This is a genomic window from Rhizobium sp. FKL33 (genome assembly GCF_005222915.1).
Taxonomy (GTDB): Bacteria; Pseudomonadota; Alphaproteobacteria; order Rhizobiales; family Rhizobiaceae; genus Rhizobium_E.
Genome location: NZ_STFX01000004.1, coordinates 65,424 through 80,947, shown reverse-complemented (window position 1 = coordinate 80,947; position 15,524 = coordinate 65,424). Strand labels below are relative to the sequence as shown.

At 63.5% G+C, this 15,524-nt stretch carries 17 protein-coding genes; 14 read left to right on the top strand and 3 right to left on the bottom strand.

The genetic code is table 11. From position 1 onward, the window contains the following. Positions 1-12: 12 nt before the first annotated feature. The 14 genes from E8Q41_RS02380 to E8Q41_RS02315 all read left to right on the top strand — a co-directional run bounded on the left by E8Q41_RS02380 (position 13) and on the right by E8Q41_RS02315 (position 13,943). A complete protein-coding gene (locus E8Q41_RS02380) occupies positions 13-2,853 on the top strand; it encodes a [protein-PII] uridylyltransferase (protein ID WP_137153906.1) in 2,841 nt (946 codons plus the stop codon). Next, the gene (gene murJ, locus E8Q41_RS02375) at positions 2,850-4,442 is read left to right on the top strand and encodes a murein biosynthesis integral membrane protein MurJ (protein ID WP_137153905.1); all 1,593 of its coding nucleotides are present in this window, start codon (positions 2,850-2,852) and stop codon (positions 4,440-4,442) included. Before E8Q41_RS02380 ends, murJ begins: the two co-directional genes overlap by 4 nt. Next, positions 4,442-4,837, top strand: a complete 396-nt coding sequence (locus tag E8Q41_RS02370; protein ID WP_137153904.1) for a VOC family protein — start codon at positions 4,442-4,444, stop codon at positions 4,835-4,837. Before murJ ends, E8Q41_RS02370 begins: the two co-directional genes overlap by 1 nt. Positions 4,838-4,949: 112 nt before the next feature. Then, the gene (gene trpS / locus E8Q41_RS02365; RefSeq protein WP_137153903.1) at positions 4,950-6,014 is read left to right on the top strand and encodes a tryptophan--tRNA ligase; all 1,065 of its coding nucleotides are present in this window, start codon (positions 4,950-4,952) and stop codon (positions 6,012-6,014) included. A gap of 32 nt (positions 6,015-6,046) precedes the next feature. Beyond that, the gene (locus E8Q41_RS02360) at positions 6,047-6,538 is read left to right on the top strand and encodes a universal stress protein (protein WP_137153902.1); all 492 of its coding nucleotides are present in this window, start codon (positions 6,047-6,049) and stop codon (positions 6,536-6,538) included. A 154-nt stretch (positions 6,539-6,692) separates the two neighbouring features. Continuing rightward, positions 6,693-7,256 (top strand): NifU family protein, encoded by a 564-nt coding sequence (locus E8Q41_RS02355; RefSeq protein WP_137153901.1) that lies wholly within the window; start codon positions 6,693-6,695, stop codon positions 7,254-7,256. A gap of 9 nt (positions 7,257-7,265) precedes the next feature. After that, positions 7,266-7,919, top strand: a complete 654-nt coding sequence (gene tsaB / locus E8Q41_RS02350; protein WP_137153900.1) for a tRNA (adenosine(37)-N6)-threonylcarbamoyltransferase complex dimerization subunit type 1 TsaB — start codon at positions 7,266-7,268, stop codon at positions 7,917-7,919. Between the two features lie 82 nt (positions 7,920-8,001). After that, complete coding sequence (locus tag E8Q41_RS02345) at positions 8,002-8,508, top strand: N-acetyltransferase (protein WP_137153899.1); 507 nt, start codon at positions 8,002-8,004, stop codon at positions 8,506-8,508. 33 nt (positions 8,509-8,541) lie between these two features. After that, positions 8,542-8,973, top strand: a complete 432-nt coding sequence (locus E8Q41_RS02340) for a Fur family transcriptional regulator (RefSeq protein WP_137153898.1) — start codon at positions 8,542-8,544, stop codon at positions 8,971-8,973. Positions 8,974-8,984: 11 nt separating this feature from the next. Further along, positions 8,985-9,788, top strand: coding sequence for a lysophospholipid acyltransferase family protein (locus E8Q41_RS02335; protein WP_137153897.1), 804 nt, complete (start codon positions 8,985-8,987; stop codon positions 9,786-9,788). A gap of 44 nt (positions 9,789-9,832) precedes the next feature. Beyond that, a complete protein-coding gene (gene miaB / locus E8Q41_RS02330) occupies positions 9,833-11,218 on the top strand; it encodes a tRNA (N6-isopentenyl adenosine(37)-C2)-methylthiotransferase MiaB (protein WP_137153896.1) in 1,386 nt (461 codons plus the stop codon). Positions 11,219-11,272: 54 nt separating this feature from the next. Continuing rightward, positions 11,273-12,301, top strand: a complete 1,029-nt coding sequence (locus E8Q41_RS02325) for a PhoH family protein (RefSeq protein ID WP_137153943.1) — start codon at positions 11,273-11,275, stop codon at positions 12,299-12,301. Next, positions 12,301-12,810, top strand: coding sequence for an rRNA maturation RNase YbeY (gene ybeY / locus E8Q41_RS02320; protein WP_137153895.1), 510 nt, complete (start codon positions 12,301-12,303; stop codon positions 12,808-12,810). The genes E8Q41_RS02325 and ybeY overlap by 1 nt, the downstream gene beginning before the upstream one ends. Before the next feature lie 11 nt (positions 12,811-12,821). Next, positions 12,822-13,943: a hemolysin family protein gene (locus E8Q41_RS02315; RefSeq protein WP_137153894.1), complete on the top strand. Its 1,122-nt coding sequence runs from the start codon at positions 12,822-12,824 to the stop codon at positions 13,941-13,943. A gap of 3 nt (positions 13,944-13,946) precedes the next feature. On the opposite strand, the gene E8Q41_RS02310 is transcribed toward E8Q41_RS02315, so the two are convergent. Genes E8Q41_RS02310 through E8Q41_RS02300 form a run of 3 tightly spaced genes read right to left on the bottom strand, consistent with a single transcriptional unit; the run spans position 13,947 to position 15,475 of the window. Next, positions 13,947-14,282, bottom strand: coding sequence for a hypothetical protein (locus tag E8Q41_RS02310; protein ID WP_137153893.1), 336 nt, complete (start codon positions 14,280-14,282; stop codon positions 13,947-13,949). Then, positions 14,279-14,710: a biotin/lipoyl-containing protein gene (locus E8Q41_RS02305; protein WP_137153892.1), complete on the bottom strand. Its 432-nt coding sequence runs from the start codon at positions 14,708-14,710 to the stop codon at positions 14,279-14,281. Before E8Q41_RS02305 ends, E8Q41_RS02310 begins: the two co-directional genes overlap by 4 nt. A 6-nt stretch (positions 14,711-14,716) precedes the next feature. Beyond that, positions 14,717-15,475, bottom strand: coding sequence for a 5-oxoprolinase subunit PxpA (locus E8Q41_RS02300; RefSeq protein ID WP_137153891.1), 759 nt, complete (start codon positions 15,473-15,475; stop codon positions 14,717-14,719). Positions 15,476-15,524 lie beyond the last annotated feature (49 nt).

Below are 15,524 nucleotides of genomic sequence, written 5' to 3'. Positions count from 1 at the left end.
AGGTGTCTCCCGATGCAGCATAAGAAGGCCGTGGCGCCGTCGCCCGACGCCGGCTATCCCGATATTCTGGACACGCTGGAATTCCAGCGCTCCCTTGACGCTATTGCAGTCGAGCACAAGGGCAAGCCGGACCAGGCCCGCGCGGCCCTTCTGACATTTTTCCGGACCGTCAACACGGAAGGCCGCGCCAAGGTGCGCGAGATCTTCGAGACCGAAGGCCTGGGCATGGCCTGCGCCCGGCGCATTTCCTGGCTCGAAGACCAGATCGTCGCCGCCGCCTTCGATTACGCCACCCGCCACGCCTATCCCGGCAGCGGCAATTTTTGCGTCACCGCCGTGGGCGGCTACGGCCGCGCCACGCTCGCGCCGGGCTCAGATATCGATCTTCTCTTCCTGCTGCCGGGCAAGCAGACCGAGATCGGCCATAAAGCGGTGGAGTTCATCCTCTATCTTCTCTGGGATATGGGCCAGAAAGTCGGCCACGCCACCCGCACCATCGAGGAATGCCTGCGCCTGTCGCGCAGCGACATGACCATCCGCACCGCAATCCTCGAAACCCGCTATATCTGCGGCGCCCGCGCCCTCGAACAGGAGCTCGAAGCGCGTTTCGACAGCGAGATTGTCAAGAACACCGGACCGGAATTCGTCGCCGCCAAGCTCGCTGAGCGCGACGATCGCCACGCCAAGTCCGGCAATACGCGCTATCTGGTCGAGCCGAACGTCAAGGAAGGCAAAGGCGGCATCCGCGATCTGCACACGCTGTTCTGGATCGCCAAATATTTCTACCGGGTGCGCGACACCGCCGATCTCGTGCGGTTGGGCGTTCTCTCGAAATCCGAATATGCCCTCTTCCAGAAGGCCGAGGATTTCCTCTGGGCGGTGCGCTGCCATATGCATTTCATCACCGGCAAGGCCGAGGACCGCTTGTCCTTCGATCTCCAGCCGGACGTGGCCGCAGCGCTCGGCTATCAGTCGCGACCGGGCCTCTCGGCCGTCGAGCGCTTCATGAAGCATTACTTCCTGATCGCCAAGGACACCGGCGATCTGACCCGCATTCTCTGCGCCGCGCTCGAAGACCAGCAGGCAAAGGAGCAGCCCGGCATCGCCAATGTCTTCAGCCGCTTCGCCAATCGCCGCCGCAAGATCCCCGGCGCAGCCGATTTCGTCGAAGATCGCGGCCGCCTCGATGTCGCCGCCCCCGATGTGTTCAAGAAGGATCCGGTCAACCTGATCCGCTTCTTCCATGTCGCGGATCTGCACGGGTTGGAGCTGCATCCCAATGCGCTCAAAAGCATCACCCGCTCGCTCAGCCTGATCGACGACGACCTGCGTTCCAATGCCGAGGCCAACCGGCTGTTTCTGTCGGCGCTGACCACGCGGCGCGATCCGCAGCTCGTGCTGCAGCGGATGAACGAGGCTGGCGTTCTCGGCCGCTTCATTCCGGAATTCGGCAAAATCGTCTCGATGATGCAGTTTTCCATGTATCATCACTACACCGTCGACGAGCACCTGATCCGCTCTGTCGGCGTGCTTTCCGCCATCGAAAAGGGCGAGGGCAAGGATGAGCATCCGCTTGCGTCCGGCCTGATCAAGACGATCGAGGACCGCGAGACGCTCTATGTCGCCACGCTGTTGCACGACATCGCCAAAGGCCGTCCCGAGGATCATTCCATCGCCGGCGCCAAGGTGGCCCGCAAGCTTTGCCCGCGTCTCGGCCTTTCCCCCAAGCAGACCGAAATGGTCGCCTGGCTGATCGAAGAGCATCTGACCATGTCGATGGTCGCCCAGACGCGCGATCTCAACGACTGGAAGACGATCAACGATTTCTCCATGCGCATGCAGTCGCTCGAACGGCTGAAGATGCTGCTGATCCTCACCGTCTCCGATATCCGCGCCGTCGGCCCGGGCGTCTGGAACGGCTGGAAGGGCCAGCTTCTGCGCATCCTCTATTACGAGACCGAGCTGGTGCTGGCTGGCGGCTTCTCCGAAGTCACCCGCACGGAACGCGTCCAGAACGCGCGCGACAAGCTGGCGCATGCGCTGTCCGACTGGCCGGAGAGCGAGCGCAAGGCCTATGTGCGCATGCATTACGCGCCATATCTGCTGTCCGTGCCGCTCGAGGATCAGGTGCGCCACACCGGCTTCATCCGTGACGTCGACAAGGACGGCAGGGCGCTGGCCACCATGGCGCGCACCGACGCCTTCCGCGCCATCACCGAAATCACCGTCTTCGCGCCCGACCATCCGCGCCTGCTGGCGATCATCGCCGGCGCCTGTGCTGCGGCCGGCGCCAATATCGTCAATGCGCAGATCTTCACCACCGCCTTCGGCCGGGCGCTCGACACGATCCATGTCAGCCGCCAGTTCAAGGACGACGAGGATGAATTGCGGCGCGCCACCACCATCACCCGCATGATCGAGGATGTCCTCTCAGGCAAACGCCGCCTGCCTGAGGTCATCGCCGCCCGCACCAAGGGCAAGAAGCGGGACAAGACCTTCACCATCACACCGTCGGTGACGATCTCGAACAGCCTGTCCAACCGGTTCACGGTCATCGAGATCGAATGCCTCGACCGGACCGGCCTGCTCTCGGACATCACCTCGATGTTGGCCGATCTGTCGCTCGACATCGCCTCGGCCCGCATCACCACCTTCGGCGAAAAGGTGATCGACACTTTCTACGTGACCGATCTGACCGGCGAGAAGATCACCACCGAAAACCGTCAGGCGCTGATCGCAGCCCGTCTCAAATCGGTGATGCCGGAAGATGACGACGGGGCCTCCCGCGTCGCCCCTGGCGTCGTCACGCCGCTCCAACCCAAAGGCGTTCGCAAACCGGTCTCCAACGCATGAGCCTCGTCAAGAAATTCATGACCGTTGGCGGCGCCACCCTCGGCAGCCGCTTCATGGGCTTCGCCCGCGAAACCATGATGGCGGCGGCGCTGGGCACCGGGCCGATGGCCGACGCCTTCTACGCCGCCTTCCGGTTCCCCAATCTCTTCCGGCGTCTGTTCGCCGAGGGCGCGTTCAACGCCGCCTTCGTGCCGCTCTTCGCCAAGGAAATCGAGGGCGGCGGCAAGGAAGCCGCCAAGCGTTTTTCCGAGGAAGTCTTCGGCGTCCTGTTCACGGTGCTGCTTCTAATCACCATCGTGATGGAGCTCGCCATGCCGCTGATCGTGCGCACCATCATCGCGCCCGGTTTCGAGCCCGGCACCGAAAAATACGAAGTCACGGTCAAGCTGGCGATCGTGATGTTCCCCTATCTGATGTGCATGTCGCTGACCGCGATGCTGTCGGGCATGCTGAATTCACTGCATCACTATTTCGCCGCCGCCATCGCGCCCGTCTTCTTGAACGTCATGATGATCGGCGCGCTCGGCTACGGTCTCTGGACCGGCGCCGATCCGCTCGCCACTGCCTGGTATCTGTCCTGGGGCGTGCTGGGCGCGGGCCTGTTGCAGATGGCGGTGCTCTATCTCGGCGTGTTGCATGCCGGCATGTCGATCACCTTCCGCCGGCCGCGCATGACGCCGAACGTCAAGCGGCTCCTGGTTCTGGCGCTGCCGGCGGCTGTTACGGGCGGCATTACCCAGATCAACCAGCTCATCGGCCAGATGATCGCCTCCACCAAGGATGGCGCGATCGCGGCGCTGCAATATGCCGACCGCATCTACCAGTTGCCGCTTGGCGTCGTCGGCGTCGCCGTCGGCGTGGTGCTGCTGCCGGAATTGTCGCGCGCGCTGCGCGCCGGCCATCTCAAGGAAGCGTCCAACATCCAGAACCGGTCGCTGGAATTCGTGCTGTTCCTCACGCTGCCGGCCGCTGCCGGCATCTGGGTGCTGTCGGACGAGATCATCCGCGTCGTCTATGAACACGGCGCCTTCAATCCGTCGATGACCGCGACCGTCGCCTCGATCCTGGCGATCTATGGCCTGGGCCTTCCCGGTTTCGTGATGATCAAGGGGCTCAATCCCGGCTTTTTCGCTCGCGAGGACACCAAGACGCCGATGCGCTTCACCATGATCGCGGTCGGGGTCAATTGCGCGCTGGCCGTCTCGCTCTTTCCTTTCATCGCCGAACGCGGCATCGCCACCGCCGAGGTCGCTTCGGGCTGGATCTCGACGCTGCTGCTGGGGATCACGCTCTGGCGTCGCGGCCATCTCGAAATCGAACCGGCCATGGCCTGGCGCGTCGTGAGACTGATCATCTCCGCGCTGATCATGGCGGCGGCGGTGGAATACGCCTCGCGCTACGCCGCGCCCTATATTCGCGCCGAAAGCGGATTGTTCGAGCAGGTCGGCGCAGTGCTCGCGCTGATCGGCGTGGCCATGGTGGTTTATTTCGCGGTCGCTTTCGCCATCGGCGGCGCCAGCCTCGGCATGCTCCGGCGCAATATCAAGCGCAGCGCCGCAACGCCGCCTCCCACAGATTCGGAGGACTGATGCGCAGCCTGTTTCTCGCCACGCTGGTGGTTCCCGATTACGACGAGGCCATCGCATACTATCGCGACGTGTTGGATTTCACCCTTGTGGTGGACCAGCCGCTCGGCGACGGCAAGCGCTGGGTGGTGGTGCGGCCCGACAAGACCGACGGCGCCGGATTGCTTCTTGCCCAGGCGGACGGAGCGGATCAGCAGGCGGTCATCGGCGCCCAGACCGGCGGTCGGGTCAGCTTCTTCCTGTCGACCGACGACTTCGCGAGGGATCACGCGCTCTATCTCGGCCGCGGCGTAACCTTCCTGGAGAAGCCCCGTCACGAGCCTTACGGGACCGTGGCGGTCTTCCGCGACGCCTTCGGCAATCTCTGGGACCTGATCCAGCACGCCAAATCTTCTTGATCCCGCCGCATGCGCCGTGCATAAGCGCGGCCGTTAGCAACATGGGCCTTTGGCCCTTGGGGCCCTCCACAAGCCCGGAGCGTTGAGCATAGCGCTCCCTATGAGGTCGATCATGAGCGAATTCAAGAAACTCGTCTTCTCCGGCGTGCAGCCCACCGGCAATCTGCATCTCGGCAATTATCTCGGCGCTATCCGCAAATTCGTCGCGCTGCAGGATGGCAACGACTGCATCTATTGCGTCGTCGACATGCATGCGCTGACGGCCCAGCTCGTCCATGACGACCTGCGCGGCCAGATCCGCTCCATCGCCGCCGCCTTCATCGCCTCGGGCATCGACCCGGTAAAGAACATCGTCTTCAACCAGTCGACCGTGCCGCAGCATGCCGAACTCGCCTGGATCTTCAACTGCGTCGCCCGCATCGGCTGGATGAACCGCATGACGCAGTTCAAGGACAAGGCCGGCAAGGATCGCGAGCAGGCCTCGCTCGGTCTCTATGCCTATCCGAGCCTGATGGCCGCCGACATTCTCGTCTATCGCGGCACGCATGTGCCCGTCGGCGACGACCAGAAGCAGCATCTCGAACTCGCCCGCGACATCGCCATGAAGTTCAATCTCGATTATGCCGAGCATATCCGCAAGGCGGGCTTCGGGATCGACATCACGGTCGGCGACGAGCCCGTGCACGCCTATTTCCCGATGGTCGAGCCGCTGATCGACGGCCCGGCGCCGCGCGTCATGTCGCTCCGCGACGGTTCGAAGAAAATGTCGAAGTCGGATCCTTCCGATCTCTCGCGCATCAACCTCATGGACGACGCCGACGCCATCTCCAAGAAGATCCGCAAGGCCAAGACCGATCCGGATGGTTTGCCGAGCGACATCGACGGCCTCAAGGGCCGCCCGGAAGCCGACAATCTCGTCGGCATCTATGCGGCGCTCGCCGACAAGACCAAGGCCGATGTGCTCGGCGAATTCGGCGGCCAGCAATTCTCGGTGTTCAAGCCGGCGCTGGTCGATCTCGCCGTCAACGTGCTTTCGCCCATCACCGGCGAAATGCGCCGCCTGATGGACGACACCAGCCATATTGACGCCATCCTTCGGGACGGCGGCGAAAGGGCGCGGGCGCGGGCCGAAGTCACCATGAATGAAGTGCGCGACATCGTCGGATTTCTGCGCTAAGTCTTGGCCCTGTTCAGAGGGGGCTGATCATCATGGTGTCCAAGCGACAGTCGCGGCTTGAAGGTCACCGCCGCAAATTCATGGCGGTGATCGACAATACGCCGGAATGCGGCCGCGCCGTGCGTTACGCCGGCATGCGCGCCAAGAATTCCGGCGGCGGACTGGTGCTGCTCTATGTGATCTCCGACGCCGACTTCAACCAGTGGATCGGCGTCGGCGACATCATGCGCGCCGAAGCCCGCGAGGAAGCCGAAACCGTCATGGCCACCATCGCCCAGCGGGTGCGCAACGAGATCGGCGCAGAGCCGGAACTGGTGATTCGCGAAGGCAAGGCGTCGGACCAGATCCTGCAGCTGATCGAGGATGATCGAGACATCGCCATTCTCGTGCTGGCCGCCGGCAGCGGCAAGGAAGGTCCGGGCCCGCTGGTGCAGCAGGTGGCCGGGCGCGGCGCTGCTTTCCCCATTCCCGTCACCATCATTCCTGACAGCCTGACCGACGAGGATATCGACGCGCTGAGCTGACTCCGCAAAAGATCGCGAAAACTTGAGCAAGCCAACCTTGTTTGGCGCAGGTTTCAGGCGCATATCGCTTGCGATTGGCCGTTAAACAGCCTATTTGTTTAAAACCATTCTAAAGTGCCGCCGTCTTGACCGGCGAGGACCACAGGAGCCCCAGATGTTCATTCAGACCGAAGCCACGCCCAATCCGCAGACGCTGAAATTCCTTCCCGGCCGTGTCGTGCTCGAAAGCGGCACTGCCGATTTCCGCGGCCCGGAGGATGCAGCCCAGTCGCCGCTCGCCGAGCGGCTGTTTTCGGTGCGCGGCGTCACCGGCGTGTTCTTCGGCTATGATTTCGTGACCGTCAGCAAGGAAGACGCCGACTGGGCGCATCTGAAGCCCGCCATCCTCGGCGCCATCATGGAGCATTTCATGTCCGACGCGCCGATCATGGGCGGTGCTCGCTCCGCCGAAGCGGAAGATGTCGAAGGCGAATTCTTCGATCCCGCCGATGTCACCATCGTCGACACGATCAAGGAACTGCTCGAAAGCCGCGTGCGTCCGGCAGTGGCTCAGGATGGCGGCGACATCACCTTCAAGGGCTTCCGCGACGGCACCGTCTTCCTCAATATGAAGGGCTCCTGCGCCGGTTGCCCGTCGTCCACCGCCACCCTGAAGCATGGCGTGCAGAATCTGCTCCGCCACTTCATCCCGGAAGTCCGCGAAGTCGAGGCGGTCTGATATCAACGCATGCGCCTGCTTCTGATCGACACCTCCGGACCTGTCTGCGCCGCCGCGATTTATGACGCGGAGGCCGGCAGCCTGTTGTCCCAGCGTTCGGAGATGATCGGCAAGGGTCATGCCGAACTGCTGCCGGTGATGGTGGACGAGATCGTCGCCGAATCGGGCGTGCCGCTTGCGGATCTCGACCGCGTCGCCGTCACCGTCGGTCCGGGCTCGTTCACCGGCATCCGCGTCGGCGTCGCCATGGCGCGGGGATTCGGCGTCGCCTTGGGCAAGCCTGTGGTCGGCGTCTCTACGCTCCGAATCGTTGCCGAAAGCGTGCTGGAAATCGGCCCTCCGGCGCCGGTCATGGCAGTTCTCGACGCCAAGCGCGAAGAGGTCTATGGGCAGGTCTTTTCCCCTGCGGGGGAAGCGCTGACCGATCCCGTCGCTTATGACTATGCGGGTGCGCAGGCCGCGGCCTCGCGCTTCCAGGCCATCACCGTCGGCTCGGGCGCAGGCCTCCTCACGGGTGGGGACGCTGATGGTGCCGACGCCTTTCCCCTTGCTGTGATCGGCCGCATCGCCTCTCGCGCCGATGAAGATGAACAGGCCAGCCCCCTCTATATCCGGGGTGCTGATGCAAAGCCGCAAACTGGTTTTGCAGTGCAGCATGCGTGAGGCAAGTCAAGTCCGTATAGTTTTCTAAAGAAGTTGGGCTTAAGCTCATTCTTCCGATACCTCGCATGCATGGATGGGAGCCATGAAACCAGGCGCTTTTCTTGAAAACCTCTTCGCCCGGAAAATCGAATTCGATATTTTTCCTGCTGAAAGCGCTGATTGCGAGGAGTATTCTCGCCTGCATGGCGAGCGCTTCTATCGCCGCTGGGGCGATGGCGAGTTCCACTCGCTGATGACCCAGGACACTGTCTTCGGCTTTTCCGCCCGCGTCACCAGTGGGCCGAGCCTGGGTCTGGGCGGCTTCGTGCTCGCGCGCGAGGCGGCGGGCGAGGCGGAAATCCTCACCATCGCCGTGTCCGACAGGTTCGGACGCCAAGGCCTCGGCTGGCGGCTTATGCTCGCCGCCATGCGCGAAATCCGCGCCCGCGGCGGCGAAACCATCTTCCTCGAAGTCGATGAAGGCAATGCCGCCGCGCTCGGGCTCTACCGCAAACTGGGCTTTCGCCAGGTCGCCGAGCGCAAGGGCTATTATGCCGACGACAAGGGCGGCAGATCCACCGCGCTTGTCATGCGCCTTGATCTTCGCTAGTTCCTCAGCCGAACTAGCTGAAGGATCGCGTTCATGGCGGATATCACGCGCACGCTCGAGGAACTCTGCGCCGAACGCGGCCTCAGGATGACCGACCAGCGGCGCGTCATCGCCCGCATCCTGCAGCAATCCACCGATCATCCCGATGTCGAGGAATTGCATCGCCGTTCGGCGGCGGTCGATTCCCGCATCTCGATCGCCACCGTCTATCGCACGGTGAAACTGTTCGAGGACGCCGGCATCATTGAGCGGCATGATTTCCGCGAGGGCCGCTCCCGCTACGAGACCGTACCTGAAGAGCATCACGATCACCTGATCGATCTCAAGACCGGCCGCGTCATCGAGTTTCACTCTCCCGAGATCGAGGCGCTGCAGGAGCGGATCGCCCGGGAACACGGCTTCAAGCTCGTCGATCACCGGCTGGAGCTTTACGGCGTGCCGCTCACCCGCGACGATCAGGGCTGAGGCGCGCATTCATGGTCGCCTGGCTCCGGATTGCTGTCAGCCTCATCGGCGTCCTGGCCATCACCGCCCTTCTGCTGCCCTTCCAGCTGATCTTTCTGGCGACAGGACATCGCTGGCGCGCGCGCCTTCCGCGTCTCTGGCACCGCGCCGCCCTCTGGGCAATCGGCGTCCGGGTCGAGGTCAAGGGAAGACTGGGCGACCGCAGGCCGTTGCTCATCGTCTCCAATCATTCCTCCTGGCTCGATATTCTCGTGATGGCCTCGGTGGCGGACGTCACCTATGTCGCCAAGGCCGAAGTCAAGGACTGGCCCATTTTCGGCGTGCTCGCCCGGCTGCAACGCTCCATCTTCGTAGAGCGGGAGCAGAAGCGAAAGAGCCAGGACCAGGCCAACGAGATGGCTGATCGACTCAACGCCGGCGAGGTGGTGGTGCTGTTTCCCGAGGGGACGACTTCCGACGGCAATCGGCTGCTCGTGACCAAATCCACGCTCTTCGCCGCTGCGACCTCCGCAGCCCAGACGTCAGCCACCGGCCGCGTCGATGTGCAACCCGCGGCCATCGCCTATACCCGTATCCACGGCATGCCCATGGGGCACTATCACCGCCCTGTCGCCGCCTGGCCCGGCGATATCGATCTGCTGCCGCATCTGATCGGCGTCTTGAAGACCGGCGCCATCGACGCCGAGGTCAATTTCGGCCCGCCGATCGAGGTGACGACGGCCACGAACCGCAAGGCGCTGGCTGTCCAGGCCGAGAGCGAGATCCGCCGGCTGATGGAGGAATGCCTGCGCGACCGCGCCGTGCGCGACCTTTGACGCCGGCGCTTCCATTTTCGGCTGAAAGGCACTAAAGAGCCGGCATGGACCAGATCGTTGAAAGCCCTGAAAAGAAGCCGCTCGCCAACACCCGCAAGGTGTTCGTGAAGACCTATGGCTGTCAGATGAATGTCTACGACTCCCAGCGCATGACCGACGCGCTGTCGGAGCAGGGCTATGAGCCGACCGATACGGTCGAGGACGCCGACCTCGTCCTCCTCAACACCTGCCATATCAGGGAAAAGGCCTCGGAGAAGGTCTATTCCGAACTTGGCCGCCTGCAGAAGATGAAGCGCCAGCGGGCGAAAGCCGGCGCGCCGGATCTCAAGGTCGGCGTTGCGGGTTGCGTTGCCCAGGCTGAAGGCGCCGAAATCATCCGCCGCGCCCCGGTGGTTGATCTGGTCATCGGCCCCACCACCTATCACCGCCTTCCCGATGTGCTCACCCGCGTCGACAACGGCCAGCGCGTCATCGAGACGGAATACGCCGTCGAGGACAAGTTCGAGCATCTGCCCGACATCAACAAGGAAAAGACGCTCGCCCGCGGCGTTTCAGCCTTCCTGACCGTGCAGGAAGGCTGCGACAAGTTCTGCACCTTCTGCGTCGTTCCCTATACCCGGGGCTCGGAAGTGTCGCGCCCGCTCTCGCAGCTGATCGTCGAGGCCAAGCGCCTGGTCGACGCCGGCGTGCGCGAAATCACGCTGCTCGGTCAGAACGTCAACGCCTGGCATGGCGAGGGTCCCGACGGCAAGCCCTGGGGCCTGGGCGATCTTCTCTACCATCTCGCCGAGATCGACGGCATCGCGCGGCTGCGCTACACCACGTCTCATCCGCGCGACATGGACATGCGGCTGATCGAGGCGCATCGCGACCTGCCGAAGCTGATGCCCTATCTGCATCTTCCGGTTCAGGCGGGCTCGGATAAGATCCTGAAGGCCATGAACCGGCGTCACAAGGCGGAAGATTACATCCGCCTCGTAGACCAGATTCGCGCCGTCCGCCCCGATCTGGCGCTGTCGGGCGATTTTATCACAGGTTTTCCTGGGGAAACTGACGAGGATTTCGAAGATACGATGCGGCTCGTCGAGCGCGTCGGTTACGCCTCCGCCTTCTCGTTCAAATACTCCGCCCGCCCCGGCACGCCGGGCGCCGATTTGCCCGATCATGTGCCGGAAGAGGTGAAAGCCGAGCGTCTTGAGCGTTTGCAGAAGCTTCTGATGGCGCAGCAGACCGCCTTCCAGCAGTCTCTGGTCGGCCAGACCATGGATGTGCTGATGGAGAAGCCGGGGCGTCTGCCGGGCCAGATGGTCGGCCGGTCGCCCTGGCTGCTGCCGGTGATTGTTGATGCAAACCCCGCGAAAATCGGTGACATTATCTCTGTGCGAATCACCAAGGCCGGGACCAACAGTCTCCACGCGGATCCCGCATGACAGACCGGCGCCGGCGATGAAAAGGAGCAAGGCGGTTTGACGAGACCCGAAGCGATGTCTTCCCACGAGCGCCAGCCCAAGCGACCCCCGGCAGACGCCAATCACTTCGTCCTGACCTTCGAGAACAACCGCCTCGCAAGCGAGCTTTTCGGCCAGTTCGACCAGAACCTCAAACTCATCGAGGATCGGCTCCATATCGACGCGCGTGCGCGCGGCAATACGGTGTCGATCACGGGCGATGTGCAGGCGACCAATGTCGCCCGCCGGGCGCTGGATTATCTCTATGGCCGGCTGCAAACCGGCGGCCAGATCGAAGCGAATGACGTCGAAGGCGCGCTGCGCATGGCCCAGGCCGCCGACGATCAGCTGGTGTTTCCCGCGCTCGAGAAGAAGGCGAAGTTGTCCATGAGCCAGATCTCGACCCGGAAGAAGACCATCGTCGCCCGCACGCCCACCCAGGACGCCTATATGCGGGCGCTGGAGCGGTCCGAGCTCGTCTTCGGCGTCGGTCCCGCCGGCACCGGCAAGACCTATCTGGCGGTGGCCCATGCCGCTGCGCTGCTGGAGCGCGGCGCGGTTGACCGCATCATCCTCTCGCGCCCGGCCGTCGAAGCCGGCGAGCGTCTGGGCTTCCTGCCCGGCGACATGAAGGAAAAGGTCGATCCCTATCTCCGGCCGCTCTACGACGCGCTCTATGACATGATGCCGGGCGACAAGGTGGAGCGCGCCATCACCGCGGGCGTCATCGAAATTGCGCCGCTCGCTTTCATGCGCGGCCGCACGCTCGCCAACGCCGCCGTCATTCTCGACGAAGCGCAGAACACCACCTCGATGCAGATGAAGATGTTCCTGACGCGTCTCGGCGACAATGCCCGGATGATCGTCACCGGCGATCCGAGCCAGATCGACCTGCCGCGGGGCGTGAAATCCGGCCTCGTCGAAGCTCTGCAGATCCTGCATTCGGTCGAGGGCGTTTCCGTCGTCCGCTTCAAGGATGTCGACGTCGTGCGCCATCCGCTGGTCGCGCGCATCGTCCGAGCCTATGACGCCGAAGGCGCGATCGACAGCGGTCGCGACAACTGATGTCCGGACGTCTCGATATTCAGCTGTCGCTCGAAGAGGGCGATTGGCAGAGCGAAGAGGTTCTGGAGGCTTTCGCTCGCCGCGTGCTCGAGCATGCGGCGGCGCATCTGTCCGAGAAAGAGCGTCAGCCCTTTCCGAAGCAGCCTGTGGAAGTGTCGCTCGTCTTCACCAACGACGCCGCGATCCGCGAGATCAACGCCGAATGGCGCGAACAGGACAAGCCGACCAATGTCCTGTCTTTCCCCGCCTTTCCGCTCGCGCCGGGCGGCAAGCCCGGGCCGATGCTGGGGGACATCATCCTCGCCGAGGAAACTTTGCGGCGCGAAGCCCTTGACCTCGGCGTTGCATTCGAGGATCATCTGACCCATCTTCTGGTGCATGGCTTCCTGCACCTGTTTGGTTACGACCATATGACGGAAGAGGAAGCGGCGGTCATGGAAGGTCTGGAGATCCGCATACTTGCGGAGCTTGGCCTTGAAAATCCCTACCGGGATGACGACCGGAACTGACAGTTGAGGCAATGAACGAATATTCTACACGGTCCAGCGAGACCGACACAGGCGCTTCGGCGGTCAAATCCGCCGAGGACAGTTCCAACGCGCAAAAAGGCGAGAGTACCACCGCGCCCAGGCAATCGTTCTGGGCAAAGGTCGCGAGAATTCTGCGTCCGCAGAATGCGCATAGTCTCCGTGAGGATCTCGCGGATGTGCTGGCCACCGAAGAGAGCGCCAGCATCGGATTTTCCCCCATCGAACGGGCCATGCTCAAGAACACCCTGCGCTTCCGCGAGGTGAGGGTGGAAGACGTGATGGTGCCGCGCGCGGAAATCGAGGCGGTCGACCAGAACCGTTCCGTCGGCGATCTCATGCTGATGTTTCACGAGACCGGCCGCTCGCGCATGCCGGTTTACGCCGAAACGCTCGACGATCCCAAGGGCATGGTCCATATCCGCGACCTCATGGGCTATATGATCAAGGAGGCCAAGCGGCGCCGCGCCGCGCCGAGAGCCGCTGCGCAGCCCACCGTCGAAGGCGCGCCCGCGCCGCGCGCATCCAAGAATTCCAAGCCGTTCGATCTCGGCCGCATCGACACCGATGTGTCGATCGAGGACGCCGGAATCCTGCGGCCGGTCCTTTTCGTTCCGCCCTCCATGCTGGCCTCGGAACTGATGGCCAAGATGCAGGCCGAGCGCATCCAGATGGCTCTGGTGATCGACGAATATGGCGGCACCGACGGCCTGGTTTCGCTTGAAGACATCGTCGAAATGTTGGTCGGCGACATCGAAGACGAACATGACGACGAGGAAATCCTGTTCATCCGCCAGTCGGACGACGTGTTCATCGCCGACGCCCGCATCGAACTCGAGGAAATCGCGCAGGCGATCGGCTCCGATTTCGACGTGTCGGGCCAGGTCAACGAAGTCGATACGCTGGGCGGTCTGATCTTCGCAGAACTCGGCCGTATTCCAGCGCGCGGCGAAGTCGTCCAGGCGGTGCCTGGCTTCGAATTCCACGTACTCGACGCCGATCCGCGCCGCATCAAGAAGGTGCGCATCACCCGCGCCGCCGTGCGTCGCCGCCCGACACGCGAAGAAGCGGATCAATCCGGCGCGGCGGACGCGGCTGAACAGCCCGCCGGCTGATCGTCAGAACAGCAGTTCTCCAAAACCAACGAGATCGCCTTCCTCCGCAAGCGGGGGAGGGCAGGTTCCCTCTGAGGTTGCCGAAACGGGTAGAAGCAGCGGCCCCACGCGCAGACAGGCGAGGATCTCGCCCGCCCGCACGCGACGCGGAAACATGGGCTCTTCGCCCTCTGGCGTCGAGAGCGTGAAACGCCCGGCCTGCGGCGCGCTGACAGCGCCGATCAGGTCCTTCGGCAGCGTGATGGTCAGATCTGTCCCGCTGTCCTCATAGGTCATGGCCCCGATGCCGCGCGCGGCCATCATCCGCATCAGCCTGCGCTCTGTCTTGCGGTCGGTCATGCATCGACCTCGATTGTGAACAGCAGCGTCCCCGGTTCGACGCCATCGCCATCGGCTGGCAGGATGTGCGTGATCACTCCGTAGCAGTCCGCTTCAACGGGATTGAGAAGCTTCATCGCCTCGATGATGGCGATCTGGTCGCCGTCGCGCACGCGATCGCCGATCTGCACGAACGGCTTCGCGCCGGGCGCAGGCGAGCGGTAGAAGGTCCCGGCCATGCCGGCCTTGATCTGCCGCGTCGCGCTCGGCGCATCCGCCGCCGACGCAAGCGCTTGAGGGACGGCCGACGGCTTTGGAGATGAAGCAAGCTCGGCCTCCGACGCCTGTTTCACCAGCCTTATGCGCATGCCGCCCTCGGTCACGTCGAGTTCGTTGAGATCGGAGGCTTCGAGCATGCGCATCAGCCGGTCGATCAGATCGAAATCCATATTGGTTTACTCCACGAAAGACTGGAAGGTGACGCCGGCGCTTTCCAGCGACAGCCGCAGCGCGCGCGCGATCTCGACGGCCGAGGGCGTGTCGGAATGCACGCAGATCGAATGGATCGCGGTCTTCAGCCGTTTGCCGGTCACCGTCTCGATCGCGCCCGCCTCCAGCATCGAGAGGATGCGGCGCGCGATCTCGTCGGGCTCATGCAGCACCGCGCCGGGCAGGCGGCGGTCGACGAGAAAACCATCATCAGTATAAGCCCGGTCGGCGAAGATCTCCGAACGATAGTCGAGGCCCATCTCGTCCGCCGCCTTCTCCATCTCTCCGAGCGCGATCGTCAGGCAGATGAGGGTGGGATCGACGGCCTTGATCGCCCGGCAGGCGGCAAGCGCGACCTCGCGATTCTGCTGGCCGAGATTGCCGAGCGCTCCATGCAGCTTCACATAGCGGACCGCATGGCCGGAATAGGCCGCCATCGCCTGGGCCGCGCCGATCTGATAGGCGATCAACCGCTCCGTCTCGCCCATGGTGAAGGGGATGTTGCGGCGGCCGAAGCCCCAGAGATCGGGATAGCCTGGATGCGCCCCCACAGCGACGCCTTTTTCCTTCGCCAGACGAAACGTGTTGGCCATCACTTCCGGGTCGCCGGCATGCAGTCCGCAGGCGACATTGGCGGAGCTGACAATGTCGAGCATCGCTGCGTCGTCGCCCATCTTCCAGGCTCCGAAGCCTTCGCCCATGTCGGAATTGAGGTCCACCTTCATCGCCGTCTCCTGCCTGCGTCACCGTTGCTTCCTTAAAGCATGCGCCGGG

Coding starts and splice junctions, on each gene's coding strand:
- E8Q41_RS02380 (WP_137153906.1), top strand. CDS start 13: ATGCAGCATAAGAAGGCCGTGGCGCCGTCGCCCGACGCCGGCTATCCC.
- murJ (WP_137153905.1), top strand. CDS start 2,850: ATGAGCCTCGTCAAGAAATTCATGACCGTTGGCGGCGCCACCCTCGGC.
- E8Q41_RS02370 (WP_137153904.1), top strand. CDS start 4,442: ATGCGCAGCCTGTTTCTCGCCACGCTGGTGGTTCCCGATTACGACGAG.
- trpS (WP_137153903.1), top strand. CDS start 4,950: ATGAGCGAATTCAAGAAACTCGTCTTCTCCGGCGTGCAGCCCACCGGC.
- E8Q41_RS02360 (WP_137153902.1), top strand. CDS start 6,047: ATGGTGTCCAAGCGACAGTCGCGGCTTGAAGGTCACCGCCGCAAATTC.
- E8Q41_RS02355 (WP_137153901.1), top strand. CDS start 6,693: ATGTTCATTCAGACCGAAGCCACGCCCAATCCGCAGACGCTGAAATTC.
- tsaB (WP_137153900.1), top strand. CDS start 7,266: ATGCGCCTGCTTCTGATCGACACCTCCGGACCTGTCTGCGCCGCCGCG.
- E8Q41_RS02345 (WP_137153899.1), top strand. CDS start 8,002: ATGAAACCAGGCGCTTTTCTTGAAAACCTCTTCGCCCGGAAAATCGAA.
- E8Q41_RS02340 (WP_137153898.1), top strand. CDS start 8,542: ATGGCGGATATCACGCGCACGCTCGAGGAACTCTGCGCCGAACGCGGC.
- E8Q41_RS02335 (WP_137153897.1), top strand. CDS start 8,985: ATGGTCGCCTGGCTCCGGATTGCTGTCAGCCTCATCGGCGTCCTGGCC.
- miaB (WP_137153896.1), top strand. CDS start 9,833: ATGGACCAGATCGTTGAAAGCCCTGAAAAGAAGCCGCTCGCCAACACC.
- E8Q41_RS02325 (WP_137153943.1), top strand. CDS start 11,273: ATGTCTTCCCACGAGCGCCAGCCCAAGCGACCCCCGGCAGACGCCAAT.
- ybeY (WP_137153895.1), top strand. CDS start 12,301: ATGTCCGGACGTCTCGATATTCAGCTGTCGCTCGAAGAGGGCGATTGG.
- E8Q41_RS02315 (WP_137153894.1), top strand. CDS start 12,822: ATGAACGAATATTCTACACGGTCCAGCGAGACCGACACAGGCGCTTCG.
- E8Q41_RS02310 (WP_137153893.1), bottom strand. CDS start 14,282: ATGACCGACCGCAAGACAGAGCGCAGGCTGATGCGGATGATGGCCGCG.
- E8Q41_RS02305 (WP_137153892.1), bottom strand. CDS start 14,710: ATGGATTTCGATCTGATCGACCGGCTGATGCGCATGCTCGAAGCCTCC.
- E8Q41_RS02300 (WP_137153891.1), bottom strand. CDS start 15,475: ATGAAGGTGGACCTCAATTCCGACATGGGCGAAGGCTTCGGAGCCTGG.